Annotated in this window: 24 protein-coding genes and 2 pseudogenes; 15 read left to right on the top strand and 11 right to left on the bottom strand. The window is 71.9% G+C overall.

Translation table 11 applies throughout. The annotated features are described in order from the left end of the window. Positions 1 to 30 precede the first annotated feature (30 nt). The gene (locus ACFHWU_RS17965; protein ID WP_416556287.1) at positions 31 to 846 is read right to left on the bottom strand and encodes a hypothetical protein; all 816 of its coding nucleotides are present in this window, start codon (positions 844 to 846) and stop codon (positions 31 to 33) included. 100 nt (positions 847 to 946) lie between these two features. Here ACFHWU_RS17965 and ACFHWU_RS17960 point away from each other — a divergent pair, with 100 nt between their 5' ends. Further along, on the top strand, positions 947 to 1945 hold the full coding sequence (locus ACFHWU_RS17960) for a Ppx/GppA phosphatase family protein (RefSeq protein WP_416556265.1): 999 nt from the start codon (positions 947 to 949) through the stop codon (positions 1943 to 1945). Between the two features lie 10 nt (positions 1946 to 1955). Continuing rightward, entirely contained in the window at positions 1956 to 2795 is an 840-nt protein-coding gene (locus ACFHWU_RS17955) for a sugar phosphate isomerase/epimerase family protein (RefSeq protein ID WP_416556264.1), read from the top strand. Between the two features lie 37 nt (positions 2796 to 2832). Here ACFHWU_RS17955 and ACFHWU_RS17950 read toward each other — a convergent pair whose 3' ends face one another. From ACFHWU_RS17950 to ACFHWU_RS17940, 3 genes are read right to left on the bottom strand one after another with little or no spacing between them, the layout of a single operon-like run. Then, on the bottom strand, positions 2833 to 3384 hold the full coding sequence (locus ACFHWU_RS17950) for a CGNR zinc finger domain-containing protein (RefSeq protein ID WP_278171648.1): 552 nt from the start codon (positions 3382 to 3384) through the stop codon (positions 2833 to 2835). An 18-nt stretch (positions 3385 to 3402) separates the two neighbouring features. Next, the gene (locus tag ACFHWU_RS17945) at positions 3403 to 4569 is read right to left on the bottom strand and encodes a glutathionylspermidine synthase family protein (RefSeq protein ID WP_416556263.1); all 1167 of its coding nucleotides are present in this window, start codon (positions 4567 to 4569) and stop codon (positions 3403 to 3405) included. A gap of 2 nt (positions 4570 to 4571) precedes the next feature. Further along, on the bottom strand, positions 4572 to 4877 hold the full coding sequence (locus tag ACFHWU_RS17940; RefSeq protein ID WP_416568441.1) for a hypothetical protein: 306 nt from the start codon (positions 4875 to 4877) through the stop codon (positions 4572 to 4574). 92 nt (positions 4878 to 4969) lie between these two features. Between ACFHWU_RS17940 and ACFHWU_RS17935 the strand changes: the two genes are divergently transcribed. The 6 genes from ACFHWU_RS17935 to ACFHWU_RS17910 all read left to right on the top strand — a co-directional run bounded on the left by ACFHWU_RS17935 (position 4970) and on the right by ACFHWU_RS17910 (position 10298). Next, on the top strand, positions 4970 to 5890 hold the full coding sequence (locus ACFHWU_RS17935; protein WP_416556261.1) for a proline dehydrogenase family protein: 921 nt from the start codon (positions 4970 to 4972) through the stop codon (positions 5888 to 5890). Between the two features lie 71 nt (positions 5891 to 5961). Then, positions 5962 to 7575, top strand: coding sequence for a hypothetical protein (locus tag ACFHWU_RS17930; protein WP_416568439.1), 1614 nt, complete (start codon positions 5962 to 5964; stop codon positions 7573 to 7575). Positions 7576 to 7770: 195 nt separating this feature from the next. Continuing rightward, positions 7771 to 7983, top strand: coding sequence for a helix-turn-helix domain-containing protein (locus tag ACFHWU_RS17925; protein WP_123605749.1), 213 nt, complete (start codon positions 7771 to 7773; stop codon positions 7981 to 7983). A gap of 221 nt (positions 7984 to 8204) precedes the next feature. Then, entirely contained in the window at positions 8205 to 8306 is a 102-nt protein-coding gene (locus tag ACFHWU_RS17920) for a 30S ribosomal protein bS22 (RefSeq protein WP_007465623.1), read from the top strand. 64 nt (positions 8307 to 8370) lie between these two features. After that, complete coding sequence (locus ACFHWU_RS17915; protein ID WP_416556259.1) at positions 8371 to 9438, top strand: NAD-dependent epimerase/dehydratase family protein; 1068 nt, start codon at positions 8371 to 8373, stop codon at positions 9436 to 9438. Further along, entirely contained in the window at positions 9435 to 10298 is an 864-nt protein-coding gene (locus ACFHWU_RS17910) for a lysophospholipid acyltransferase family protein (RefSeq protein ID WP_416556258.1), read from the top strand. Before ACFHWU_RS17915 ends, ACFHWU_RS17910 begins: the two co-directional genes overlap by 4 nt. Positions 10299 to 10303: 5 nt before the next feature. Here the strand turns inward: ACFHWU_RS17910 and ACFHWU_RS17905 are convergent, their stop codons facing one another. From ACFHWU_RS17905 to ACFHWU_RS17890, 4 genes and pseudogenes are all read right to left on the bottom strand, one after another. Continuing rightward, positions 10304 to 11473, bottom strand: a complete 1170-nt coding sequence (locus tag ACFHWU_RS17905; protein ID WP_416556257.1) for a hypothetical protein — start codon at positions 11471 to 11473, stop codon at positions 10304 to 10306. An 87-nt stretch (positions 11474 to 11560) separates the two neighbouring features. Further along, on the bottom strand, positions 11561 to 12436 hold the full coding sequence (locus tag ACFHWU_RS17900) for an HAD family hydrolase (protein ID WP_416556256.1): 876 nt from the start codon (positions 12434 to 12436) through the stop codon (positions 11561 to 11563). 315 nt (positions 12437 to 12751) lie between these two features. Then, positions 12752 to 13636 (bottom strand): annotated as a pseudogene (locus tag ACFHWU_RS17895) (DUF5667 domain-containing protein); the annotation flags it as partial. Between the two features lie 243 nt (positions 13637 to 13879). Further along, positions 13880 to 14716 (bottom strand): ECF subfamily RNA polymerase sigma factor, BldN family, encoded by an 837-nt coding sequence (locus ACFHWU_RS17890; RefSeq protein WP_416591100.1) that lies wholly within the window; start codon positions 14714 to 14716, stop codon positions 13880 to 13882. A 473-nt stretch (positions 14717 to 15189) separates the two neighbouring features. On the opposite strand from ACFHWU_RS17890, the gene ACFHWU_RS17885 reads away from it, so the two are divergent. Both ACFHWU_RS17885 and ACFHWU_RS17880 read left to right on the top strand, forming a co-directional pair. Continuing rightward, a complete protein-coding gene (locus ACFHWU_RS17885) occupies positions 15190 to 15447 on the top strand; it encodes a glutaredoxin family protein (RefSeq protein ID WP_416556253.1) in 258 nt (85 codons plus the stop codon). A 93-nt stretch (positions 15448 to 15540) separates the two neighbouring features. After that, positions 15541 to 16179, top strand: a complete 639-nt coding sequence (locus ACFHWU_RS17880) for an HAD family hydrolase (RefSeq protein WP_416591099.1) — start codon at positions 15541 to 15543, stop codon at positions 16177 to 16179. Positions 16180 to 16184: 5 nt separating this feature from the next. On the opposite strand, the gene ACFHWU_RS17875 is transcribed toward ACFHWU_RS17880, so the two are convergent. Then, the gene (locus ACFHWU_RS17875) at positions 16185 to 16829 is read right to left on the bottom strand and encodes a response regulator (protein ID WP_416556286.1); all 645 of its coding nucleotides are present in this window, start codon (positions 16827 to 16829) and stop codon (positions 16185 to 16187) included. Between the two features lie 24 nt (positions 16830 to 16853). Then, positions 16854 to 18152, bottom strand: coding sequence for a sensor histidine kinase (locus ACFHWU_RS17870; RefSeq protein WP_416591089.1), 1299 nt, complete (start codon positions 18150 to 18152; stop codon positions 16854 to 16856). 338 nt (positions 18153 to 18490) lie between these two features. On the opposite strand from ACFHWU_RS17870, the gene ACFHWU_RS17865 reads away from it, so the two are divergent. From ACFHWU_RS17865 to hemB, 5 genes and pseudogenes are all read left to right on the top strand, one after another. Continuing rightward, positions 18491 to 19327, top strand: coding sequence for a redox-sensing transcriptional repressor Rex (locus ACFHWU_RS17865; protein ID WP_416556250.1), 837 nt, complete (start codon positions 18491 to 18493; stop codon positions 19325 to 19327). After that, positions 19324 to 20643: a glutamyl-tRNA reductase gene (locus ACFHWU_RS17860; protein WP_416568437.1), complete on the top strand. Its 1320-nt coding sequence runs from the start codon at positions 19324 to 19326 to the stop codon at positions 20641 to 20643. Before ACFHWU_RS17865 ends, ACFHWU_RS17860 begins: the two co-directional genes overlap by 4 nt. Continuing rightward, a pseudogene (hemC, locus tag ACFHWU_RS17855) lies at positions 20640 to 21575 on the top strand (hydroxymethylbilane synthase); the annotation flags it as partial. The gene ACFHWU_RS17860 and the pseudogene hemC, both read left to right, overlap by 4 nt. Positions 21576 to 21667: 92 nt before the next feature. Continuing rightward, positions 21668 to 23248 (top strand): uroporphyrinogen-III synthase, encoded by a 1581-nt coding sequence (locus ACFHWU_RS17850; protein WP_416556248.1) that lies wholly within the window; start codon positions 21668 to 21670, stop codon positions 23246 to 23248. A 75-nt stretch (positions 23249 to 23323) separates the two neighbouring features. After that, on the top strand, positions 23324 to 24295 hold the full coding sequence (gene hemB, locus ACFHWU_RS17845) for a porphobilinogen synthase (protein ID WP_416556247.1): 972 nt from the start codon (positions 23324 to 23326) through the stop codon (positions 24293 to 24295). 36 nt (positions 24296 to 24331) lie between these two features. Here hemB and ACFHWU_RS17840 read toward each other — a convergent pair whose 3' ends face one another. Continuing rightward, the gene (locus ACFHWU_RS17840) at positions 24332 to 25354 is read right to left on the bottom strand and encodes a GNAT family N-acetyltransferase (protein WP_416556246.1); all 1023 of its coding nucleotides are present in this window, start codon (positions 25352 to 25354) and stop codon (positions 24332 to 24334) included. Positions 25355 to 25390 lie beyond the last annotated feature (36 nt).

The raw sequence follows: 25390 nt of genomic DNA, 5'->3' as shown, positions 1-25390 counted from the left end.
CCGGTGCCGGGGCAGGCGGTCGCTTCGGTGTCAGTCCGACCGGCGGGCGTTCGGCGTCCGCCGGCGCGGCGTGGCCGGGTGCGCTGCCACCAGGCCACGCCGCGCCCGTGCCGCGCACAGCTCGGCCAACCGGGCGTACGCCGCCTTGCCGACCAGCGCGGTCAGCTCCGGCTCGTACGACCGGTACATCGGCTCGCCCCCGACGTGCGCCTCCGGCGACGAGGTGCACCACCAGTCCAGATCGTGCCCACCGGCACCCCAGCCCCGCCGGTCGAACTCGGTCAGCGTGGAGACCAGCACCTTGCTGCCGTCCGGGCGTTTGGCCCACTCCTGGTCCCGGCGGATCGGCAACTGCCAGCAGACGTCCGGCTTGTACTCCAGCGGATGCACCCCGTCGCGCAGCGCCTGGGCGTGCAGCGCACAACCCCCGCCACCGGGGAAGTCGGCGTCGTTGTGGAACACGCACGGCCCGTCGGCGCTGCGGGTGGCGGTCCGCCGCGCCGGATTCTTACCGTCGACGGTGTCCATCTCGGTGTAGTTCTTGAACCCGCGCCGGTAGTGCTGCCAGGTCTGCGGGGTGAGCCGCTTCGCGGCCGCCTTGACCCGGTTCTCGTCGTCGCTGTCGGTGAAGAAGGCACCGTGCGAACAGCAGCCGTCCCCAGCCCGGCCGGCGATGATGCCGTGGCAGGACCCACCGAACACACAGGTCCAGCGGGACAGCAACCAGGTCAGGTCGGCCCGGATCAGATGCGCGGCGTCGGCCGGGTCGACGAACTCGATCCACTCACGGGGAAAGTCCAGCTCGACCTCCCGACTGCGGGGGTCGGCCGGGGTCTCGACCAGGATCCGGAGCTCGCCACGGGGTGCCACCCGGCCAGGGTACGCCTGCCACCTGCGGCGGGCCGGGCAAGCGGGTCGGTACGCCGGATTGGCCTAGGGTGATCACATGCGACTGGGTGTGCTCGACGTCGGCTCCAACACCGTGCATCTGCTCGTGGTGGACGCACACCCCGGCGCCCACCCGTGGCCGGCACACTCGGAGAAGTCGCTGCTGCGGCTCGCCGAACAGATCGGTCCGGACGGCGCGCTCACCCCGGCCGGGGCGGACGCCCTGGTCGAAGCGGTGGCCGCCGCGCGGGCCGCAGCCGACCACTGGAAGACCAGCGACCTGATCGCGTTCGCCACCTCGGCGGTGCGCGACGCCACCAACTCGGCGGCGGTGCTGGCCCGGGTCCGCGTCGAGACTGGCGTGCACCTGCAGGTGCTCTCCGGCACCGACGAGGCCCGGATGACCTTCCTCGCGGTCCGCCGCTGGTTCGGCTGGTCCGCCGGCCGGCTGCTGGTGCTGGACATCGGCGGCGGCTCCCTGGAGCTGGCCGCCGGCGTCGACGAGGAGCCGCACCTGGCCCAGTCGCTGCCGCTCGGGGCCGGCCGGTTGACCCGGGAACGGCTCGGGGTCACCCCGTTCACCGCCAGCCCGCCGGCCGCACAGTTCGTCGCCGACCTGCGGGAGTACGTCGACGCCCAGGTGCAGACGATGGTCCCGCTGCTGCAGGCGCAGGGCTGGGACCGGACGGTCGGCACCTCCAAGACGTTCCGCACCCTGGCCCGGCTGACCGGGGCCGCGCCGTCCAGCGCCGGGCTGTGGGCGCCCCGGCGGCTGACCCGTACCGGGCTGCGTCAGGTGACCGGGTTCATCCGCCACATCCCGCCTGCCGAGTTGCGCGAACTCGAAGGGGTCAGCGCCAGCCGGGGGCACCAGTTGCTGGCGGGGGCGATGGTGGCCGAGTCGGTCATGCGGCAGTTGGGCATCGAGTCGCTCGACATCTGTCCGTGGGCGCTGCGGGAAGGGGTGATCCTGCGCCGGATGGCACAGCTGGAGCTGATCTCTGCCGGTGACCTGGGCACGGTCACCGGCCCGGCAGGTCCGCGCCGGCCGGGCTAGGCTGGGCGTCGTGACCTCCGCGGTACCCGTGCTGCTCTCCAGCTCATCGGTGTTTCCCGAGCCGACGGCGGCCGCCTTCGAGCTGGCCGCCGCGCTCGGCTACGACGGCATCGAGGTGATGGTCTGGACCGATGCGGTCAGCCAGGACGCTGGCGCGCTGCGTGGGCTTGCCGCGCACTACGGTGTGCCGGTACTCGCTGTGCATGCCCCCTGCCTGCTGGTCACCCAGCGGGTCTGGAGCTCCGACCCGTGGGAACGACTGCGCCGCTCGGCCGTACTGGCCGAGACGCTCGGCGCGCCGACCGTCGTGGTGCATCCTCCGTTCAGCTGGCAACGTGACTACGCCCGTACCTTCGCCGACGGGCTGCGTACCCTGCGCGACGCCCACCCACAGGTGCGGTTCGCGGTGGAGAACATGTTCCCGGTCCGGATGGCCGGCCGTGAGTTCGTTCCGTACCAGCCCGGCTGGGATCCGACCGAGGTCGGCTACGACGCGTACACCCTTGACCTGTCGCACTGCGCCGCGTCGCGGGCCGACGCACTGGCCCTCGCCGCCGCGATGGGCGACCGGCTGGAGCACGTGCACCTCGGCGACGGCAGCGGCCTCGGCCGCGACGAGCATCTGGTCCCCGGCCGGGGCAACCAGCCGTGCGGCGAGCTGCTCAGCTCGCTGGCCGGCAACGGCTTCCGGGGCGCGGTGGCGGTCGAGGTCGCCACCCGTGGCGCCCGCAGCCGTACGGTGCGCGAGGCCGACCTGCGCGATTCGTTGGCGTTCGCCCGCCGGCACCTGGCCGCCATCGACGGCGGCAGCCCCGGCCGGTCGGCGACCGCCGACCAGCCGGCCGGCTGAGCCGGAAAGACTGGCCGGCTGGAGCCGGGGAAGACCGTCAGCTGACCGGCAGCAGCGGCTTGTCCTCGACCGCGGCGCGCTTGCGGGCCCGGTGCGCGGCCACGTGCGAGCGGGTGGCGCAGCGCTCCGAGCAGAACCGCCGGCAGCAGTTCGACGACGTGTCCAGGTAGACGTTGCCGCAGCGGGCGTCAGCACAGACGCCGAACCGGGCACTGCCGTACTCGCACAGCCAGACCGACAGCCCCCACACCGCCCCAGCCAGATACTCGGCGCTGACCGAGGCTCCCCGGCCGGTCACGTGCATGTGCCAGTCGTTGGAGTCGTGGCCGGAGATCCGCGGCTGCACCGGAAACGCCGCGAGCAGCGAGTTGAGCTCGGCGACCGCGTCGGCATCGCGCCCGGTGGTGCCGTACTCGAAGACGTCCCGCAGGCGTCTACCGGCCCGCCGGAACACCGTCAGGTCGCGGTCACAGACCTCGTCGCACATCCAGACGTGGTCGCCGTGGAACAGCGCCCTCAGGTCGTCGAGGTCAGCCAACGGGGAGTTGACCAGATCAACTGCGGTCCGCGCGTAGGCGTCGAAGTCCACCTGACAACCGTAGACGATTCAGATCGCCCGGTGGGCGGCCACGTAGTGCGGCAGAAACCGGGCGTACCCGTCGGTTATCAATCCGGAACTCTCCCGTAACCCGGCACCGGCCGACTCGCCGGCCACCACCCAGCTGCCCAGCACCAGATGGTTGCCGTCGAACGCCGGCAGCGCCCGGAACTCCTGGTAGCACCAGCCTTCGGCGCCGTAGTCGCCCGGATTCTCGATCTCACCGCCGGCAGCCACGATCCGTACCGCCGCGCCTTCCCGGCCGAGCAGCGGCTTGGCGACGTACTCCGGCATCCCGCGCGGTCCGTCCAGGTACGCCGGCAGCAGGTACGGGTGGTCCGGAAACAGCTCCCAGAGCACCGCCAGCAGCGCCTTGTTCGACAGCAGCAGCTTCCACGCCGGCTCGATCCAGGTGGTCGGGGTGCCCGGTGCGAGCGCCAGCCGCCCGTACGGCTCGGCCAGCATCCACTCCCACGGGTAGAGCTTGAAGCAGGTGGTGATCGGCTGGTCGGCGGCGTCGACGAAGCGCCGGCCGTCCCAGCCTACGTCCAGCATCGGCAGCAGCTCGGCGGTCAGCCCGGCCTGGCGGGCGGTCTCGGCGAGGTATCCGGCGGTCATCAGATCCTCGCCGGTCTCCTCCTCGCTCGACCAGGTGACGTGCAGCGTCGGATGGTACATCCCGGCCTTAATCTGCGCCCAGCCCGCCACCAGCCGTTCGTGCAGGCTGTTCCACTGGTCGAGCTGCGGTCGGGTGTCCTCCAGCCAGTACCACTGCACGATCGCGGCTTCGACCAGGGCGGTGGGGGTGTCGGCGTTGTACTCCAGCAGCTTCGGCGGCCAGGAGCCGTCGTACCAGAGGTCGAACCGGCCGTACAGACTCGGTGGCCGCTCGCGCAACGACCGGGCGACTGCGTCGGTGGCCCACGCCGGGATGCCGAAATCGGCGTACCGCCGGTGCGTCACCACGTGCTCGGCCGCCGCCACCGCCATCCGGTGCAGTTCCTCGGTCGCCTCCTCCAGCCGCAGCACCTCCGGTAGGTCGAAGGCGTAGCAGGCGGATTCATCCCAGTAGGACATCACCGAGCCGTTGGGCAGTTCGGTGTCGGCGTACACCAGACCCTGCTGCCGTACCGTCGCGTCCCAGTCCGGCCGGGGCCGACAGGTTTCGCGCCGCACGCTCAGCCGCCGCAGGAGGCGAGGTGGGTGCCGAATCCGCCTCGGTCGGGCATGGCCGCTGTGGTGTCGGCCGGAGCTTCCGGCGTGGTACGGGCGACGAACGCCCCGGCGCCGCCGGCGGCCATCGCCAGCACCGTCGTGCCGCCGCCGGAGCCGGCACCCATCGACCGGTCGTCGTCGCAGTCGTCGTCCGGGACCAGGTTGCAGCCGGAGAGGGAGAGCGCCAGCGCGGTGAGCGCACCGAGCTGGACACTGGTCGACCGGAGCCGGCGCGGGGAGATCTTGTCCACAGCACTGTTGTAGCTCACCGACGCACGCCCGGCGTCGGTGGATCTCGGCCTGCGGCCGGACCTCGGCCACTGGCCGGGCCGGTCGTGGTCAAGGGCGATACGCTCGCCCTATGCTTCGCTCGGTCATCCTCGCCGCGTCCCGGTCGACCACGATCGAACGGCTGGTCGCCGCCGCCCCGTTCAGCCGTGACGTGGTACGCCGATTCGTCGGCGGCACCACCATCGACGAGGCGTTGACCGCCGCGGCCGAGCTCACCGGTACCGGTCTGGTGATCAGCATCGACCACCTCGGTGAGGACACCACCACCGCCGAGCAGGCCAGCGCGGTGCGGGCGGAGTACCTGGCCCTGCTGGACGCGCTGGACCGGGCCGGTCTCGCCGCCGGCGCCGATGTCAGCGTGAAGCTCTCCGCGCTCGGGCAGCGGTTCGACGAGCCGGCGGCGACCGGGCACGCCCAGGCGATCTGCGCGGCGGCGGCCGCCGTCGGTGGCACCGTCACCCTCGACATGGAGGACCACACCACCACCGACTCGACCCTGGACGTTCTGCAGACGCTGCGTGCCGACCATCCATCCACCGGGGCGGTGCTGCAGGCTTACCTGCGGCGTACCGAGACGGACTGCCGGGAGCTGGCCACCGCCGGTTCCCGGGTGCGGCTGTGCAAGGGGGCGTATGCGGAGCCGGAGTCGGTCGCCTACCAGTCGGCGATCGACGTCGACAAGTCCTTCGTGCGGTGCCTCAACATCCTGTTCTCCGGCGCCGGCTACCCGATGCTGGCCACTCACGACCCGCGCCTGATCGCGATCGCCGAGGACCGGGCCCGCTGGTTCGACCGGGCGCCGGAGGAGTTCGAGTTCCAGATGCTGTACGGGGTTCGACCGGCCGAACAGGCCCGGCTCGCGGGGGAGGGCTACACCATGCGGGTCTACCTGCCCTACGGCACCGACTGGTACGGCTACCTGATGCGCCGGCTCGCTGAGCGTCCAGCCAACGTGGCGTTTCTCGGCCGGGCGCTGCTCTCCCGCGACTGACGCCGGCACCCTGTGTTGCCGCTCAACCCGGGCTGGACCGGGATGGTTCCGGCCCCCGTATCATTCGGCGGGTGACCGACCGGCAGGACTCCGTACCGACCGATGAGCCGGAGCCGGACAGTTCGACGGACCGGCCGGAGTCCGATGGATCGGACGAACCAGATTCGTCCCCGATGGACCAGCCGGAGCGGCCGGATCCTGCGCCGATCCCGGTGATCCCGCCGCCGGAGCGGCGCTGGTCGCTCTGGCCGGTGCTCGGCATCGTCGCGACGGTGTTGCTCTGCGCCGTGCCGGTGGTCGGTGCGGTGGCGCTGATCGACCGGTTGCCCAGCCCGGAACCGCCGGTGATCGAGCCGACGGCCACCCCGCAGACCGGCCCGCCGGCCAGCCCGGTGCCGGGTGATCCGCCGGCCGCTGTCCAGGCCTGGCTGCGTACCCAGATCAACGCCCTGCTCGACCAGCAGGCCGCCGCGCTGATCGCCGGCAACGAACGGGGCTTCCTCGCGGTCGCCGAACCCGGCTCGGCCGCCCACGACGATCTGGCCCGCCAGTTCCAGACCCTGCGCGCGATGCAGGTGACGACGTGGCGCCCGTCGGTCAGTACGCTGCCGGTCGAGTTCGACCCGACCGCCAGCGCCACGCCCACGTCGGCGGCCACCGGGTCGGCCGCGCCGACCGCGACGACGACCACCGCACCGACGGCCATGGCCACGGTCACCGCCGCACCGACGGCGACCGCGCCGGTAACCGCAGGCCCGCCACCGTCACCGACCGCCCCGTCACCGACCGGCACCGAATGGCGGTTGCTGGTCAGCTACCAGCACTGCTTCGTGGCGCCCTCCTGCGAGACCAGCGAAGTGGTGGTCGGTCAGCGCTGGAGCACCGAGGGCGGACGGCTGCGCCTCGTGGCGGTCGAGCCGTCGCTGACCCTGCAGGACGGGCCGCGGCCCTGGGAGGTCAGCGAACTGGTCGTCGCGACCGGCAACCGGACCTTGGTGGCGACCACCCCGCAGTACCGGGATCTGCTGCCCGACCTGCTGCGCGACGCCGAGGAGGCGGCGGCGGTCGCGGACCGGTACGCGGTCTCCGGTGCCGCCCCGGACCGGTACCGGGTCTTCTACGCCGGTGCCGACGAATGGGGCAGCTGGTACGGCGGAAACCGTCCGGACTGGACCGCCGGGTATGCGGTGGCGGTCGGCGGCGGACACTACGAGATCGTGCTCAACGGCACCAATCTGCGCGACGTGGTCCGGCCGGACCTGCTGCGTCATGAGTTGACCCACGCCGCGTCCCTGCCGGACGGCGGGAACCGGGAGCGGGCCGCCTGGTGGCTGATCGAGGGACTGGCGGAGCATGCGGCGGCCGGCGGCCGGCCGGTGGTCCGCTACGAAGGGCTGGACGACGTCCGCCGGCTGGTCCTGGAACAGGACTGGCAGGGGCCGCTGAGCAGCGTCGAGCCGACCGCGGACGCCGAGGACTGGCAGGTAGGTGCCGGGTACGGGGTGGGCTACCTGGCGGTCCGGCACCTGGTCGACCGGTTCGGCGAGGAGCGGACGTTGGCGTTCTTCCGGTCCGTGGTGCACGACGGCGTGGGTCTCGACGAGGCCGCCCGGACGCAGTTCGGTGAAGCCTGGGAGGGCCTGCAGGAGGCGTGCGTCGACTACGTCCGGCGGGCGGTCGGCTGAGCCGTCACCCGCCGCCGTCGTGCCGGTAGCTCGTACGGGTGTCGGCCGCCCCGCCGTCGGGATCAAATGACGGAACGGATCGCGCCGGTCACAGCGACCCCGTTACCGTACTGGTAACACGTGCGTTGTCCGTCGCGGCGCGGAAGGGTCCCGCCGGGCGGCACGCGCCGGGGAAATGGGATGGATCGGTGAACCATGGCAGGATCACCACAGTCCGAGGACAGGCTGTCGGAGGTCAAGTTCCTGACCGTCGCCGAGGTGGCGAGGGTGATGCGGGTGTCCAAGATGACCGTCTATCGACTCGTGCACTCCGGTGAGCTTTCCGCAGTACGGGTCGGCCGGTCGTTCCGGGTGCCGGAACACGCGGTGCACGAGTACCTGCGAGGGGCTTTCCGGGAGACCGCCTAGCGGGTATCCGGAGATGCCCAGCACCGACGCGTCCCCCGGCTGGCGCCGGGGCCGCGTTGGTGCTGATGAAACGCGCGGGCTAGGCTTGACGCCGGCCGTGCCGTCGTATGCGCGGGTGAGTCCGCCCGCCGGCCCGGCCGGTTGTCCCGTTCGGTCCACGCGTCAGCCTCCCCGCATGCTGCGCACGGGCCGACCCGAACGTTCGTTGGAAAGGCTTTCGTATGGGCTCGGTGGTCAAGAAGCGCCGCAAGCGTATGGCCAAGAAGAAGCACCGCAAGCTGCTGCGCAAGACCCGCGTCCAGCGTCGACGTCTCGGCAAGTGACCGTGGCCGGGCCCAGGCCCGGCTCAGCAACGCTCCGGTCACCCGCCGGCACTTGGAGGGCCCGATGGTGAGGTCCCCGACCGTGGTGGTAACCGGAACGAGTCGATTCATCGGTGCCAGGGTCGCCGGTCGACTAGCCGCCGACCCCCGGGTCGGCCGGGTCGTCGGGCTGGACACCGCCACACCGGTGCCGGACTTCGCGGATCTGTTGCGCGACGTCGACCAGGTCCGCGCCGACGCTGGTGCGGCCAGTGGCATCATCGCGGACCTCGATGCGTCTGCCGTCGTGCACCTGGCCGTGGTCAGTGGACCGGATCAGCAGTACGGCGGCCGCGCTGCGATGAAGGAACAGAACGTCATCGGCACCATGCAGCTGCTCGCCGCCTGCCAGCGGGCGTCTGGTCTGCGTAAGCTGGTGGTGCGTTCGTCGACGGCGGCGTACGGTGCCTCGTTCCGCGATCCGGCGGTCTTCACCGAGGACACCGAGCCCCGTGAGGTGCCGCGCGGCGGGTTCGCCCGCGACATCCTGGACATCGAGGCGTACGTGCGCGGCTTCCGCCGCCGCCGGCCCGACGTCACCGCCACCGTGTTGCGGTTCGCCCCGTTCATCGGCTCGACCGCCGAGACCAGTCTGACCCGCTACTTCGCCCAGCCGCTGGTGCCGACCGTCTTCGGACGGGACCCCCGGCTGCAGTTCGTGCACGTCGACGACGCGCTCGAGGTGCTACACCGGGCCGTGGTGGAAGACCGTCCGGGCACGTTCAACGTCGCCGGTCCGGGCGTACTCACCCTCTCCCAGGCGATCCGGCGGGCCGGCCGGGTCGCCGTACCGGTGCTGGAGCCGGGGCTGTCCGGCGCTGCTGGCGTCACCCGGGCCTTCGGCGTAGGGCGCTACGGGTTCGACCAAATCGACCTGTTCGTCCACGGCCGGGTGGTCGACACCTCCCGGTTGATCCGCGAGTTCGGGTTCGAGCCGCGGTCGACGCAGGCCGCCTTCGACGATTTCCTGCGCGCCCACCCGGACGGAACGCTGCTCGCCGGTGACCGGCTGGCCGCCGCCGAACAGGCGATCCTGGCCGGCATCCGCCGGGCCCGCGCCGCCCGTGTCGGCGATCAGCGGAAACTGGCATGACCGTGCCGGACCGACCCGGCGACGTCTGGGATCAACGGGTGGCCGCCAGCCTGGCGTTCCTGCGCCGCCGGTTGGCCGGCGAGTACGAGGTGGACGAGTTCGGCTTTGATCCCGAGCTCACCGAAAGCGTGTTCCTGCCGGTGCTGCGGGCGCTCTACCGCGAGTGGTTCCGCACCGAGGTGTCCGGGATCGAACACCTGCCGGTGGACGGTGCCGGGCTCGTGGTCGGCAACCACTCCGGCACGGTCGCGCTGGATGCGGCCGTGCTCACCGCGATCCTGCACGACGAGCATCCGCAGCATCGGCACCTGCGGCTGCTCAGCGCCGACCTGGTCTTCCGGCTGCCGTTCCTGTCCGAACTGACCCGCAAGTTCGGCGGCACGGTGGCCTGCAACCCGGACGCCGAGCGGTTGCTCGGTGGTGGGGAACTGGTCGGGGTCTTCCCGGAGGGCTTCAAGGGAGTCGGAAAGCCGTACTCGCAGCGTTACAAGCTGCAACGGTTCGGTCGGGGTGGGTTCGTCTCGGCGGCCATCCGGACCGGATCGCCGATCGTTCCGGTGGCGATCGTCGGCGCCGAGGAGACCTATCCGATGCTGGCGAACATCGCCCCGCTCGCCCGGATTCTCGGCCTGCCGTACTTCCCGGTGACGCCGACGTTTCCGTGGCTGGGGCCGCTTGGCCTGGTGCCGTTGCCGAGCAAATGGCTGATCGAGTTCTGCCCGCCGATCCCGACCACCCAGTTCGCCGACCACGCCGATGACCCGTTGGTCGTGTTCAACCTGGCTGATCAGGTGCGGGAGACGATCCAGCAGGCCCTGCACCGGCTGCTGGATCGTCGGCCGGACCCGTTCGGCCGCTGAGCCGGTCAGTCCGTCAAGCTTCGCAGATCCAGCACCTGCCAGGAGGCGGCGCTGTCGTCGCCGACCGACCACCACAGCATACCGCCACGGCAGAGCACCATGCCCACGTCGTCGCTCACCACGATCGCCTCGTCGAGCTGCAGATCGTAAATGATCAACTGCTGCGAGTTGGTCAGTGAGGTGGGTGCCGACGACAGCGACAGCACCTCGAACCGGTCCAGCACGGCGACGTCGATTGTGCTTGCGGTCACCGAGCCGTCGCCGATGCGCCGACGGTCCGTACCGTCCGGGCGCATCAGGTCGATCCGGCCTGGGCCGTCCGCCGCCAGCACCAGCACCCGGCACCAGGTGGGACCGCAGGTGACCAGCTCGGTCGGGCCGGCGGGGACGTCGGTGATCCGGCGTTGCACCAGGTCACGGATCCGGATCGGGCCGGTCCCGCCGCTGCCAGCGCTGACCATCGTCGGCCACCTGGACAACGCCCAGGCACCCGGATCGGTGCGTACGGTCACCTCGCCGCCGGCCAGCGGGACTGATCGCAGTTCGGTCGCCGGTTCGGTCCCGGGTGCCACGGCGACCCAGTACAGACTGCCTTCGTTGATCACCATGTCGTACTGGGAGTTGAAGAAGACCACGTCGCCGGTGTCGGTAGTGAGCCGGCGTGGCTCGGCGTCGTCGGCCCAGCCGGCGGCCCACATCTCGGTCCGCCCGCGGCCGTCCTCGTCCGCGACCGACTCGGACCAGGCCAACGTGTCCCCGTTGGTGGTGAACCCACCGAACTGCGGGGTAGCGCCGAGCGGGAGCCGGCGCAGTTCCCGGACCGATCCGTCGGCGGCCCGCACGACCAGCCGCAGCGCGGTGCCGTCCGGGCTCGGCGCGGTGCCGACCGAGGTGGCGCCGTCGAGGAACAGCACCGGGCTGTACGCCGGCCCGTCGGTGAGGTTGGCGGGTACCTCGGTGATCTCAACCGCCGGCCAGACCTCGGCGACGGTACGCAGCCGGTCCGGCTCGTCCGCGCTGGTCGTCGGGCCGGCCTGCGGCAACACGACCAGCAGGACCGCAGCTGCCAGCGCCCCGGCCAGCCCGGCCAGATGCCACGGACGGTGGTGGCGGTGCCGACCCGGCGGGTGGCTGGGTGCCCCGGTCGACTCGACCGGGCGTGCGGTGACCGTCACACCGATGCCTTCCTGATCCGATGCCGGCGTCGCCGGCCGGGGTGGGCCGGATGCCCGGCCCGAATGAGCCGGATGTCTCTGTCCTGGTCAGCCTGTTGCCCGGCGGCGGCGGATGGCCAGGCCGGCCGTCACCGCGCCGGCCAGGAAACCGGCGGCGACCGTCGACGGTACCGCGATCCGCGCCGCCTTGCGACCGGTCCGGAAGTCCCGGACCTGCCAGCCCCGCTCCCGTGCCTGGCGGCGCAGCGCGGTGTCCGGGTTGACCGCGACCGGGTGTCCGACGGCGGTGAGCATCGGCAGGTCGTTGGCGGAGTCGCTGTACGCGCTGCAGCGGGCGAGCTCGAGCCCTTCGACTGCGGCGAGCTGCACGATCGCCTCGGCCTTGGCCGGGCCGTGCATCAGTTCGCCAGCCAGCCGACCGGTGTACGTTCCGTCGACGACCTCGGCGACGGTACCGAGCGCACCGGTCAACCCGAGACGCTGGGCGATTACCCGGCCGACCTCGACCGGAGTTGCGCTGACCAGCCACACCCGTTGCCCGGCGTCGAGGTGCACCTGCGCCAGGGCCCGGCTGCCGGGCCAGATCCGCGACGTTATCAACTCGTCGAAGATCTCCTCGGTGAGGCGTTCCACGTCGCTGACCCGCCAACCGGCGACGAACGCCAGGGCCGCTTCCCGGGCGTGCGACATGTCCCCGGCGTGTTCCGCGGCGAGCAGCCGGAACCGCGCCTGCCGCCAGGCGAACTGGGCGAGGTCGGCGGTGGTGAAGTAGTTGCGGGCGGCCAGGCCGCGCGCCAGCCAGTAGATTGACGCACCACGCAGCATGGTGTTGTCGACGTCGAAGAAGGCCGCTGCCCGTTGGTCAGCGGCCACCGGTGTCGCGGCTGCCAGCCCGATGGTCGCCCAACCCGTGGTGTGACCGGCAGCGTCCGTACTGATGGTCACCTTGCGGGTGCGGGGCACGCCGGCATCACTCTCCCGTCGGGCGGCGCCACCGGCCCGGTCAGGTCACCGGTCAGCGGCCGGGTTGTCCTTGACCGCCGGGCGCGGGCCTGGCAGATCCGTCTCGGTGGCCTCGCCGACCTGTGGCTCGGCGAGGCTCGGCTGCTGCGGACTGGTCGACGGCCGGTCGTCGACCTCCGGGTCGATCGACGAGTCGGCACCTGCGGCGGGGGCGGGTGCTACGTCAGCGCGACCCTGGTCGCCCGACGACTCGCCGACGGGCGGCCCGACCAGGCCGCCCGGGACACGAATGCTACCGGCCGGCTCGGCCGATACGCAGCTGGCCGGCAGCGGGCCGAGTTCGTCGCTGGCGCTGGTCGCCGGAGCCGAGCAGGTCAGCTCGTCGCGCAATGCCGTGGTCCGGGCCCGGACCCGGTCGAGGAGGGTGAGTGATTCGCCGACCCGGTCCCGGTTCGCCGCCGACCCGTCGGCGAGTTGCCGCAACATGGGACGCTGCGTGGACACGAAAGAGTCGATCACGTCCAGTGGGCTCTCGTCACCGCCGACAGCGGCGGCGGAGGTGAGCAGCCGGACGCCTTCCCGGGTCTGGCCGTCCATGTCGTCCAGCACTGCGCTGAACGCGGTGGGCTCGTCGTACACGATGAGCGCTTCGCCCATCCGTACTTCTGCGAAGCTGAGGAACAGTTGTCCGCGGGAGGAGTCGGACTGGGCCAGAGCGAGCTGGGCCCGTTCGGTGGACCGCTTCATCCCGTACAGGGTGTCGCCCGGCACCGCCTGCTCGGTGGCGGCGGACATGCCGGAGACGGTGATCGCCCCGAACGCGACGGTGGCGATGATGGCCGCGCGGGTCCGGGCCCGGCCGGCGGTCGTCGCCGCGCGGGCCCCCGCCGCCCGACCGGCGAACCAGCGGGACCGGGGCCGTTCGGGCAGGCGGCGGTACGGAGCCGTCGGCGCGCCGGCGCCGATGCCTTCGCGCTCGGCGGTGGCGATCAGCACGGCGCGCAGGTGTGCCCGGTAGTCCGGGTCCACGCCGCTGTCCGGTGATTTCGGCATTTCGGACATTCGGCGCCCGAGTGCCGTGAGCCCGGCCAGCTCGTCGTCCAGCGGATCGCGGACCTGGTGCCGCCCTCCGCCCTCGGCGCGGTCGAGAAGTTGTGCGAATCGTTCGGCGCGTCGGCGGAAGAGATAGAGCTTGCTCATCGCGGACACCTCCCTTCGCGGGTCACGGCTTCAGTGGCGGGTGTCGCCACTATCCGGTGCGACCACGGCCAGGGTCGCTGGGGAGGTGACCCGTTGCGGGTCCTGGCACGCTGCCTGATGGCTGGCGAGGTGCTGGCATCATCGGTCGCAACCCAAGAAACGCCTGAGCGGTCAGTTGGGTTACGGGCCGGCGGCGAAATTCATCACTACGCGTGACTGTGGTTGCTTTCTGTGCTTACTTAGTCACGGTTGGAAACCGTCGGGCAGGAGTCGGGCCAGCGCCCGTACCGCCCGGTACTGCAGGGCCTTGATCGCCCCCTCGTTCTTGCCCATTGCCCGGGCGGTCTCGGCGACCGAGAAGCCTTGCAGGAAACGGAGAACGATGCACTCCTGCTGCTCCGGGTTGAGCTGCTTGACGGCGGTCAGCAGGGCGACGTTGGTGATGTGGTTGACGACCGCTGCCTCGGGGCTTCCCTCCAAGCCGCGATCCTCGCGTTCTGCATCCATTACATCACCTGTAGTAACTTCCAGTCGGTAACGCCCCGACTTGAAGTGGTCCGCGACCAGGTTGCGGGCGATGGTCACCAGCCAGGCCCCGAGGTCCCGGCCCTGCCAGGTGAAGCTGCCGATCCGTTTCAGGGCGCGCAGGAAGGTGTCCGATGTGAGATCCTCGGCGAGTTGCCGGTTGCCCACCCGGAAGTAGACAAACCGGAATACGGTGTCCACGTACCGGTCGTAGATCAGACCGAACGCCTCGGTTTCGCCAGCCTGGGCCCGTTCCACCAGCGCCCAGACCTCGCGGGCGGGATCGGACGGGTCCGGCCGGTCCGGATAGCCGCCTGGTGGTGCGCCGGACCGGCTGCCCTGGTCGGGGATGACCGGCAGAACGGTGGTCTCCGCCTCGTTGCCGTCCGGCTGGGTCGGCATGGTCGGCCGGGCCGGGGCGGCCACCGCGCCACCCATCGGCTTGCTGTTGGCGCCGGGCTGACGTCGGCTCGGCCCCTCGTTGGGCTGGGTGCGTGGCCTGGTCCCTCGGGTGTCGCCGTCGCCGCGCATCGTGATGCTGAGCATCACGTGCATCGACGCGCGTAGCAGCGACAACCCTTCGGCGAGGGCGATCCGGGCGGCAGTTACCTCGCGGCTGGCCGACGGGAGAACGATCTGCGGGGAGTAGACACTCATTGGGCGTCCTCCGTTCGTGCCTGCGGCGACCCGGCGTGTTGCCGGGCCCGGGCACCTGGGTCGGTGAGCTGGGTGCTGATACCGGCGCAGACCGGCGGGTCGGTGGTGAGCCTCATGGACCGGCGAACCCTCCTGAGGTGCTGGTGCGGTGCGACAACGGGCACGGCGGCCTCCTCGGGCTGAGGGGTGGCGACTCACAGCAAAACGGGTGAGTCGACCCAAGGCGATGATAGGGCCAACGTCACCCACGCGTGTGGAGTCCGTTACACAACGACGAAGTATTTCCGCAGGGCGGCATGCCCATGTCGCACTGGCTGTCCGCTGTCGGTTACCCGACGCTTTGGTTGTCGGGAAGCGGTAAGCTCGCCGGCGTGTCGCGCCGCCAGCCCAGAATCACCTTGATCACCCGCCCCGGCTGCCACCTCTGCGACGACGCCCGTGCGGCGATCGCCCGGGTGGCGGGGCAGACCGGCGACGAATGGGTTGAGCAGGACGTCACCGCTGACATCGAGCTGGAGCGCGACTACGGCGAACGGCTCCCGGTGGTGCTGCTCGACGGCCGGGAACACGGGTACTGGCGGGTCGAGGAGCAGCGGCTGCTCGACGATCTGCGCCGACCGGTCGGCTGACCGGGTGACCGGTCGAGTGGCCTGCGGCCGATCGGTCGGCTGACCTGCTGGTCCGGTGACGCCAATGGCCGGTATCGTGCCGCCGTGGCCCCGATTGACACCCATCTGGTCTGGGACTGGAACGGCACCCTGCTCAACGACCTGGCGCTGGTCGTCACCTCGACCAACCACGCGATCGCCACCGTCGACGGCCCGGTGCTCACCCCCGAGCAGCACCGGGTGGCCTTCCGCCGGCCGGTCGCGGACTACTACGCAGACGTTCTCGGCCGGGCGGTCGACGCCGAGGAGTTCGGCCGGCTGGACCAGATCTTCCACGCCGCGTACCGGGCCGGTCTGACCACCTGCGGACTCGCCGAGGACGCCGAACGGGCGCTGCTCAGCTGGTCGGGCAGCCAGTCGCTGCTCTCGATGTGGTTCCACGACGAGCTGGTCCCGTTGGTCGACACGTACGGCCTGACCCGGACCTTTCGGCGCATCGACGGGCTGCGGACAGCGGTCGGCGGCGACCGCAAGGCCGGTCACCTCGACCGGCACCTGACCGCGCTGGGTGTGGACCCGGCCCGGACCGTACTGATCGGCGACTCGATCGACGATGCGGACGCCGCCGAGGCGGTCGGTGCAGGTTGCATCCTGTACACCGGCGGCTTTACCGACCCGGACCGGCTCCGGGCCCGTGGCGTGCCGGTCGCGGAGTCCCTCACCGAGGCGGTACGGCTGGCGGCCGATCACTGATCCGGTCAGCCTCGTAGGTAGGTCAGTGCGGCGAGCACCCGCCGGTGCTGTTCGGTGTCCGGCGCCAGCTGGAGTTTGTTGAAGATGTTGTGGATGTGCTTCTCGACGGCCCCGTCGGTGACCACCAGCAGCCGGGCGATGGCGGTGTTCGACCGCCCCTCGGCCATCAGCCCGAGCACCTCCCGTTCCCGCGGGGTGAGCTGGCGCAGCGGGTCGTCGCGGCGGCGCCGGACCAGCAGCTGACCGACCACCTCGGGGTCGAGCACCGTGCCGCCGGCGGCCACCCGGGCGAGGGCGTCGAGGAATTCGGCGATCGCGGCGACCCGGTCCTTGAGCAGGTAGCCGACGGCGCCGGCGCGGTCGGCGAGCAGATCGTCGGCGTACGACACCTCGACGTACTGGGACAGCACCAGCACCGGCGCCCCCGGGACCAGTTCGCGGATCCGCACCGCCGCCCGTAGCCCTTCGTCGGTGTGCGTCGGCGGCATGCGTACGTCGACGATCGAGACGTCCGGACGGTGTTCGGTGACCGCCTCGACCAGGGCCGGGCCGTCGCCGACCGCGGCCGCCACTCGGTGGCCGTGCTCGCTCAGCAGCCGGACCAGGCCCTCTCGCAGCAGTACGGCGTCGTCGGCGATCACCACTCGCATGGGTGCCATGTCTACCATCGCGGTTCAGCCGGGCAGCTCGGCGCGGATCTCGGTAGGCCCGCCCGGCGGGCTGTGCACCGCGAGAGTGCCGCCGTGCGCCCGCACCCGGTCGGCGAGTCCGACCAGTCCGTGCCCCTTGGCGAGGTGGGCACCGCCGGTCCCGTCGTCGGCCACCACGATCGTCAACCCGCCGTCGTGGCGGTGTACCCCGACACTGCAGGCGGCCGCCCCGCTGTGCTTGGCGACGTTGGTCAGCGCCTCGGCCACCACGAAGTAGGCGCTGCTCTCCACCGCCGGGTCGGGTCGCGTCGCGGCCGTGCCGAGCCGGGGGTCGACCGACAGGTCTACCGGTATCACGCCGCGTCCGGCCAGGGCGGCGAGCGCGCTGGGCAGCCCTCGGTCGACCAGGATCGGCGGTGCGATGCCACGGGACAGGGCACGTAGCTCGGCCAGTGTCTCCCGGGTCTGGTCCAGCGCCTCGTCCAGGGTACGCCGGGCGGCGTCCGGGTCAGCTGCCAACTGCTCGCGGGCCCGCCCCAGGTCCATGGCGAGCCGGACGAGTCGCTGCTGCGGCCCGTCGTGGATGTCGCGTTCCAGCCGGCGCAGCGCGGTGGCCTCCGCGCTGACCGCGGCCTGCCGCTGCTCCTCCAGGTCGGTGATCCGGTCGCGCATCTGGGCCACCCCGGTGAGCAGACCGCGGGCGAAGCCGGCCTGCAGCAACGCACAACCGCGTACCACGATCGGCAGGGTGACCAGGAAGAACAGTCCGATGGCGGTGTACAACGCGACCCGGGTGCCCGGTGCGTCGCCGAGGCCGAGCAGCGGCGCCAGGCCGTCGTCCGGGTCGGCGGGCAGCAACCAGTCGTACGTCCAGTAGAGCGAGCCGGCCAGTGCCCCGGCCCACCAGGTGACGGTGACCGGCACGGCGATCAGGGCCACCGGCAGGCGCAGCACGCCGAAAGCCAGGTCAAGCCAGGACTGGGGGTCGGTGATCGGGGCCAGGACCCGTCGCCAGGTGCCCGCGTCCGGTCCCGGCGTCACGTATCGCGGCTGCACCTGGGAGGTGGCCAGGACCCCCGCCATCCGGTGCCGTTCGAGTTGGGCGAACCCGCGGACGGTGGCCAGCGTGCCGCTTAGCACCGGCAGGCCGACGACGGTGACCACCAGACCGACGCCGAGCGCGAAACCGACGACGCCGACGACGAAGTTCGCCAGCGCGAGCGGCAGGCTGGTGAGTACGTAGAGGGAGTCGCTGGCCAGCCGGCGCAACGTCGTCGGCCGGCTGGCCGGTGCGAGGGCGGGCGGAATGCCGACTGCGGTCATGGCAGTGACGCTAGGTGCCAGGTGGCGGGCCGGTCACTCCTGCCGGCCCGCCGATCGCGGTGGGGTTGTCCCCCCGGTCGGAGCGGCGCGCGGCAAAAAGCCGGAAATTGGTAATAATGGTGCTGCTGTCGCCGGATGGAACCGGTGTGGCGGGTAGCGTGGATCCAGCGGTTCGTCTATCACCGTCGATCAAGATCGCGATTTGTGCACGCGTTCACAAGCGCCTACGCTGTAATCCTGACGAGCCCCGATAGCACAACAGGTGACGGCGGTTGCCACAGGGGCACCGGACTGACCGGCCGGGCCGGCGGGTCAATGATCGCATCGCACGGAGACACATGAGTCAGCACCGCCAGCCAGGCGCGTCCGGCCGGGTCGACGCCGTTCCGGCGCTGCCGGACCTCCCTGAGGCGACGGTCGCGCGACTCCCGGAGTATCTCCGTGCCCTGCACACTCTCGCCGACGCCGGTCACGAGACCGTTTCCAGCGAAGGGCTGGCCAGCGCGGCCGGGGTCAACTCCGCCAAGCTGCGCAAGGACCTGTCTCAACTCGGCTCGTACGGTACCCGTGGCGTCGGCTACGACATCGCGTTGCTGATCGAGCAGATCGAGTACGTGCTCGGGCTCACCCATCGGCGGGCCGTCGCGCTCGTCGGGGTCGGCAACCTCGGCCACGCGCTGGCCGGCTACGCCGGCTTCGCCAGCCGGGGGTTCCGCATCGCCGCGCTCTTCGACGCCGACACCGACCGGGTCGGTGAACAGATCAACGGACTGGTGGTCCGGCACATCGACGACCTGCCGGCGGTGGCCGCCGAGGAGTCGATCGCCATCGGGGTGATCGCCACCCCGGCCGCCGCCGCGCAGCAGGTCGCCGACCAGTTGGTGGCCGCCGGAGTCACCAGCATCCTCAACTTCGCACCGTGCGTACTGGTGGTGCCCGCCGGAGTAGACGTGCGTAAGGTCGACCTGGCGATCGAGTTGCAGATCCTCTCCTTCCACGAGCACCGCAAGTCGGCCTCCGGTCACGACCACGGCGTGCCGGGGCTGACGGCGCTGCCGGGTGGGCTGGGCGGCGGGCCCGCCGCCGCGGCATCCTTCGACGCCGCAGCGGCCAGCTTCGACGCGTCCGGTGCCAGCTTCGACGCGTCCGGCCCGGCGGAGGCGGTCGGCTCATGAACCTTCTCGTCGTCGGCGCGTCCTACCGGACCACGCCGGTCGCCACCCTGGAGCGGTTGGCCGTCGCCCCCACCGACGTGCCCGAGACGCTGCGCCGGCTGCTCGCCCAGCCGTACGTCGACGCCGCCGTCGTGCTCTCCACCTGTAACCGGGTAGAGGTGTACGCGGCGGTCACCGGCTTCCACGGCGGTCTCGCCGACATCTGCGGCGTGCTGGGCGAGCGGGTCGGCAGTGCCCCCGGCGAACTGGCCGACCACCTGTACGTGCACTACGGCCAGGCCGCCGTCGAACACGCGTTCCGGGTGGCGGCCGGGCTCGACTCGATGGTGGTCGGCGAGGCGCAGATCCTCGGCCAGTTGCGCGACGCCTACCACGTCGCCAACGAGGCCGACGCCACCGGCCGGCTGCTGCACGAGCTCATGCAGCAGGCGCTGCGGGTCGGCAAGCGGGCACACGCCGAGACCGGGATCGACCGGGCCGGGCAGAGCGTGGTCAGCGCGGCCCTGCGGGTCGGCGGCGACCTGCTGCCCGGTGGGCTGCCCGGCCGGCCGGTGCTGGTTCTCGGCGCGGGCGCAATGGGCGCCCTGGCGGTCGCCACCCTGGCCCGGCTGGGAGTCGAGTCGATCCGGGTGGTCAACCGCCGGGACGACCGGGCGGTCCGGCTGGCCGGTGCTTACGGTGCCACTGCGGTGCCGTACGACCAGTTGCCGGCCGCGCTCAGCCAGGTCGACCTGGTGATCAGCGCCACCGCCTCGGCCGAGCCGGTACTCACTCGCGACGCCGTCACCGGGGTCCTGGCTGCCCGCCCGGCCGACCGGACCGGCCCGCTGGTCCTGCTCGACCTCGCAGTGCCCCGGGACGTGGAGCCGGCCGCCGCGGCGCTGCCCGGCGTCGCGGTGATCGACATCGACGGCCTGGCCGGCGCACTCACCGACGCGCCCGCCGCGACCGACACGGCGGCCGTCACCCGGATCGTCGACACCGAGGTGGAGTCCTTCCTCAGCTGGATGCGCGGCGCGGACGTGGCACCCACCGTGGCCGCGCTACGCGGCCGGGCCGACGACGTGGTCGGCGCCGAGCTGCGCCGACTCGCGCAGCGTCGGCCGGACCTCACCGACGACCAGCGCGCCGAGGTCGCGCACACCGTGCACCGGGTGGTCCAGCGGCTGCTGCACTCGCCGACCGTACGGGTGCGTCAGCTCGCCGCCGAGCCCGGTGGTGACCAGTACGCCGCGCTGCTGCGCCAACTGTTCGACCTGGAGGTGCCGGGCACCTCCGCCGCCGGCGACGTGCCGGACCTGGAGGCCGACCGATGAGTGTGTTGCGCCTGGGCACCCGGGGCAGCGCCCTGGCCACCGCCCAGTCCGGTCGGGTCGCCGCCGCACTGCGCGCCGCCACCGGCCGCGACGTCGAACTGGTGGAGATCGTCACCGCCGGGGACCGGTCCACCGCGCCGGTCGCCGCGCTCGGCGTCGGCGTGTTCGTTTCCGCGCTACGCGACGCGCTGCTGGCCAAGGAGATCGACTTCGCGGTCCACTCGTACAAGGACCTGCCCACCGCCGGTCAGGCGGAGCTGCTGGTCGCGGCGGTGCCGCCCCGGGAGGATCCGCGCGACGCGTTGATCAGCCGGGACGGCCGGATGCTCGCCGAACTCGCGCCGGGGGCCACCGTCGGCACCGGGGCACTGCGCCGGATCGCCCAGCTGAACGCCCTCGGGCGTCAGCTCGTGGTCACCCCGATCCGGGGCAACGTGGACACCCGGATCGGCCGGGTGCGCGGCCCGCAGCCCGATCTCGACGCGATCGTGCTGGCCCGGGCCGGCCTGGCCCGGCTCGGCCGGACCGCCGAGATCACCGAGACTCTCGACCCGATGCTGATGCTGCCGGCGCCCGCCCAGGGCGCCCTGGCCGTCGAATGCCGGGCCGACGACACCGACCTGGTCGAGCTGCTCGGCATGCTCGACCATGCACCGACCCGAGCCGCGGTCGCCGCGGAACGGTCGTTGCTCGCGACGCTGGAGGCCGGCTGCAGCGCACCGGTCGCGGCGTACGCGGAAGTCGCCGAGGGGGATGACGGCGACGAGATCTACCTGCGCGGGGCGGTGATCAGCCCGGACGGACTCCGGGAGATCAGACTGTCGCGCACCGGTCCCCCGGCCACCGCCGTCGAGATCGGCGCGGCACTCGCCGCCGAGCTGCTCGACGCCGGAGCCGACACGATCCTTCCGGGGGCCACGCCCGGCGGTCCGTCCAGGGCCGCGGATGGCGACGGCGCGGTGCCCCCAGCGACCTTCAGCGCCCAATCCGTCCGGCGCGACGACCCAGAACATGGGGAGCATAAATGACTCGCACCCGTAAGCTCGCCGGCCACATCGCGTTCGTGGGCGCCGGCCCCGGCGACCCGGGCCTGCTGACCCGCCGGGCGCACGACGCCCTGGTCGAGGCGGACCAGGTCGTCTACGACCGGGGTGTCCCGGAGACCCTGCTCGCTGCGGTCCGCGCCAGCGCCAAGGCGGACACCCAGCTCAGCCCGGCCGAGGGCGCGCCAGGCGACGTGGCCAAGGTGCTGATCTCCGCTGCCCGGTCCGGGCAGGCGGCGGTCCGGCTGGTCTGCGGCGACCCGTTCGGTCACCATGCGGTGGTGACCGAGGTACAGGCCGTCGCGCGTACCGCGGTGCCGTTCGAGGTGGTGCCCGGGGTCAGCCAGGCCGAAGGGGTGGCCGGCTACGCCGGGGTGCCGCTGCCCGGCATCCGTACGGTGGCCGATGTCGACGACACCGCCGGCCTCGACTTCGAGGCGCTCGCCGCGGCGGTCGGCCGGGGCTCGCTCGCCCTGGCGGTGGACGCAGGGGAGCTCGCCGCAGTCCGCGACGGACTGCTCGCCGCCGGCGTCGACGGTGCCACCTCGGTCGCGGTGACCGGGGACGGGACCGGCGAGACCCAGTACACCACCACCTCGACGGTGGACAGTTTCGTCGCCGCCGCGCTCGGCTTCACCGGCCGGGTGGTGCTCACCCTCGGTGCCGGGGTCGCCGAGCGGGACAAGCTGAGCTGGTGGGAGAACCGGCCACTGTACGGCTGGAAGGTGCTCGTGCCGCGGACCAAGGAGCAGGCCGGCGTGATGAGCGCCCAGCTGCGCGCCTACGGCGCCATCCCGTGCGAGGTGCCGACCATCGCGGTCGAGCCGCCGCGTACCCCGGCGCAGATGGAGCGGGCGGTCAAGGGCCTGGTCGACGGCCGGTACGCCTGGATCGTCTTCACCTCGGTCAACGCCGTACGGGCGGTGTGGGAGAAGTTCGCCGAGCATGGGCTGGACGCCCGGCACTTCGGCGGGGTCAAGATCGCCTGCATCGGGGAGGCGACCGCTGACGCGGTCCGCGCCTTCGGAATCCAGCCTGAGCTCGTGCCGGCCGGTGAGCAGTCCTCCGAAGGGCTGCTGGCCGAGTTCTCGCCGCACGACGAGATCCTCGACCCGGTCGGCCGGGTGCTGCTGCCCCGGGCGGACATCGCCACCGAGACCCTCGCCGCCGGGCTGACCGAGCGTGGCTGGGAGGTCGACGACGTCACCGCGTACCGAACGGTGCGGGCCGCGCCGCCGCCGGCCGAGATCCGCGACGCGATCAAGTCCGGCGGATTCGATGCGGTGCTGTTCACCTCCTCGTCCACCGTTCGCAACCTGGTCGGCATCGCCGGCAAGCCGCACGCCCGGACGGTGGTCGCGGTGATCGGCCCGAAGACCGCCGAGACCGCCACCGAGTTCGGCCTGCGGGTGGACGTGCAGCCGGCGCACGCGTCGGTGCCGGAGCTGGTCGAGGCGCTGGCCGGCTACGCGGTCGAGCTGCGGGAGAAGCTGGTGGCGATGCCGGCCAAGCAGCGGCGCGGCTCCAAGGTGCAGGGTCCGACGGCGCTGCGGTTCCGCTGAGCCGGTGGCCGCCGGCTGACCGCTGAGCCGGCGGCCACCGAGCCGGCGAACGCCTGAGCCAGGAGACGATGGGCGATGACGTATCCGCAGAGCCGGCCACGCCGGCTGCGCCGTACCGCCGCGGTGCGGCGGCTGGTCGAGGAGACCCGGCTGTCCCCGGCCGAGCTGGTGCTGCCGATGTTCGTCAAGGAAGGGCTCACCGGGCCGCGACCGATCCCGTCGCTGCCCGGTGTGGTCCAGCACAGCCGGGACTCGTTGCGCAAGGCCGCCGCCGAGGCGGCGGCGGCCGGGGTCGGCGGGATCATGCTGTTCGGCGTGCCGCAGCGCCGGGACGCGACCGGTTCCGCCGGTGTCGACCCGGCCGGGGTGCTGAACGTCGCCATCCGGGACGTGGTCGCCGAGGTCGGTGACGCTACCGTGGTGATGAGCGACCTCTGCCTCGACGAGTTCACCTCGCATGGGCACTGTGGCCTGCTCGCCGCCGATGGGACGGTGGACAACGACGCGACGCTCGCCGCGTACGCGCAGCTGGCGATCGCGCAGGCCGAAGCTGGCGCGGACATGCTCGGCCCGTCCGGGATGATGGACGGCCAGGTCGGGGTGGTGCGCCGGGCGTTGGACGCGGCCGGGTACACCGACACCGCACTGCTCGCGTACGCGGCGAAGTACGCCTCGGCGTTCTACGGGCCGTTCCGCGACGCGGTGGAGTCGGCACTGGTCGGTGACCGGCGGACCTACCAGCAGGATCCGGCGAATCTTCGGGAGTCGCTGCGCGAGGTCGAGCTGGACGTCGCCGAAGGTGCCGACCTGGTGATGGTCAAGCCGGCGCTGCCGTACCTGGACGTGATCGCGGCGGTCCGCCAGCGGGTGCACGTTCCGGTCGCCGCCTACCAGGTCTCCGGCGAGTACGCGATGGTCGAGGCAGCTGCCGCGAACGGCTGGATCGACCGGGACCGGGTGATCCTGGAAACGTTGACGTCGATCCGGCGGGCCGGCGCGCAGATCATCCTTACCTACTGGGCGACGGAGGTCGCGAACACCCTCTGACCGGGGCTGCCGGAGCCAGCCGCCGACCCGGGTCGTTCAGCTGCGCACGCCGAGCCGGTGCATCAGGGTCGGGATGTCGGCTCCGTAGTCCCACCAGTCCCGGTCGGGCTGGTAGCCGAGCTCGGCATTGATTGCGATCAGATCCTCGTCGCCCTCGGCGTTCCAGGTCTGCACCTCGGCCAGCCTCGGCTCGACGGTACGCAGCTCCAGCAGCATCCGGGCCTTGATCGCCCGGTCGATGCCGTGCCCCAGGTGGGCCTGGGCGACGATGGTGTCGTATTGGTCGGCCCGGGTCGGGTGCTGTGCTGGCACCACCACCTCGGTCAGCCCGGCCACCGCACCACTGGCCAGGTGCCGGGCCAGCACGATGTACGGCGTCATGCCGCGGCGACGCAGGCAGTCGAGGCTGTCCCGGAGCCGGTCCGGGTCGTAGGAGCTGGGCCGCAGATCCAGGTCGCCGTCCTCCGGTATGCTCTGCTCGGCCTTGGTCCGGGCGTACGCATCGACCAGAGCATCCGGCGGCCCGCCCGGATGGAACTCGATCTGGTACCCGGGGACCGGGTCCTGCGCCGTCTTCTCGATCGCGGTCCAGTCGACCGCCGGCAACCGGAGCACGCTGCGGATTTCCCGGAACTGGCGGGCGAACCCCAATGAATCGTAGAAATCGACGGCGCAGGTGCCCCCGATGACCTCGACGCCGACCGAGCTGAACCCCTCGTGGTAGGCGCGGCGTACGGCGAGCGCCAGCAGCTCCCGGCCCAGGCCGGTGCGCCGGGCGTCGGGCCGGACCAGGATCTCGAGCACCCCGATGTCGCCGAGGAGCAGCACGTTGACGTGCCCGTTGACCGGCCCTGGCCGGCCGTCGCCGGCGGCCTCCTCGGCCAGCCAGCAGATCCGTCGGACCCCGGGCATCGTTTCGGTCAGGTACTCCCGCAGGGAGTCTGGCCGCCAGTACGGATCGCCTGGCAGGTCAGCCTCGAATACCCGGTTGAGACAGTCCAGCAGAGATGAGATCTCGGCGGACGACGCGGTTCGGGGGTCCCACTCGCGTACCTTCACGCGTCTAGCTTGCCGCCAAGTCGCCGGTTGCGAAAG

The organism is Micromonospora sp. LOL_015, assembly GCF_048060275.1.
Classification (GTDB): Bacteria; Actinomycetota; Actinomycetes; order Mycobacteriales; family Micromonosporaceae; genus Micromonospora_E.
Note: the sequence above shows the minus strand (reverse complement) of the source record. Positions and strands in the feature narration are given on the sequence as shown.

Bases quoted from the DNA above. Each gene is read 5' to 3' on its own strand.
- ACFHWU_RS17960 (WP_416556265.1), top strand. From the start codon at position 947: ATGCGACTGGGTGTGCTCGACGTCGGCTCCAACACCGTGCATCTGCTC.
- ACFHWU_RS17935 (WP_416556261.1), top strand. From the start codon at position 4,970: ATGCTTCGCTCGGTCATCCTCGCCGCGTCCCGGTCGACCACGATCGAA.
- ACFHWU_RS17925 (WP_123605749.1), top strand. From the start codon at position 7,771: ATGGCAGGATCACCACAGTCCGAGGACAGGCTGTCGGAGGTCAAGTTC.
- ACFHWU_RS17920 (WP_007465623.1), top strand. From the start codon at position 8,205: ATGGGCTCGGTGGTCAAGAAGCGCCGCAAGCGTATGGCCAAGAAGAAG.
- ACFHWU_RS17915 (WP_416556259.1), top strand. From the start codon at position 8,371: ATGGTGAGGTCCCCGACCGTGGTGGTAACCGGAACGAGTCGATTCATC.
- ACFHWU_RS17910 (WP_416556258.1), top strand. From the start codon at position 9,435: ATGACCGTGCCGGACCGACCCGGCGACGTCTGGGATCAACGGGTGGCC.
- ACFHWU_RS17890 (WP_416591100.1), bottom strand. From the start codon at position 14,716: ATGCACGTGATGCTCAGCATCACGATGCGCGGCGACGGCGACACCCGA.
- ACFHWU_RS17875 (WP_416556286.1), bottom strand. From the start codon at position 16,829: ATGCGAGTGGTGATCGCCGACGACGCCGTACTGCTGCGAGAGGGCCTG.
- ACFHWU_RS17870 (WP_416591089.1), bottom strand. From the start codon at position 18,152: ATGACCGCAGTCGGCATTCCGCCCGCCCTCGCACCGGCCAGCCGGCCG.
- ACFHWU_RS17865 (WP_416556250.1), top strand. From the start codon at position 18,491: ATGAGTCAGCACCGCCAGCCAGGCGCGTCCGGCCGGGTCGACGCCGTT.
- ACFHWU_RS17860 (WP_416568437.1), top strand. From the start codon at position 19,324: ATGAACCTTCTCGTCGTCGGCGCGTCCTACCGGACCACGCCGGTCGCC.
- ACFHWU_RS17850 (WP_416556248.1), top strand. From the start codon at position 21,668: ATGACTCGCACCCGTAAGCTCGCCGGCCACATCGCGTTCGTGGGCGCC.
- hemB (WP_416556247.1), top strand. From the start codon at position 23,324: ATGACGTATCCGCAGAGCCGGCCACGCCGGCTGCGCCGTACCGCCGCG.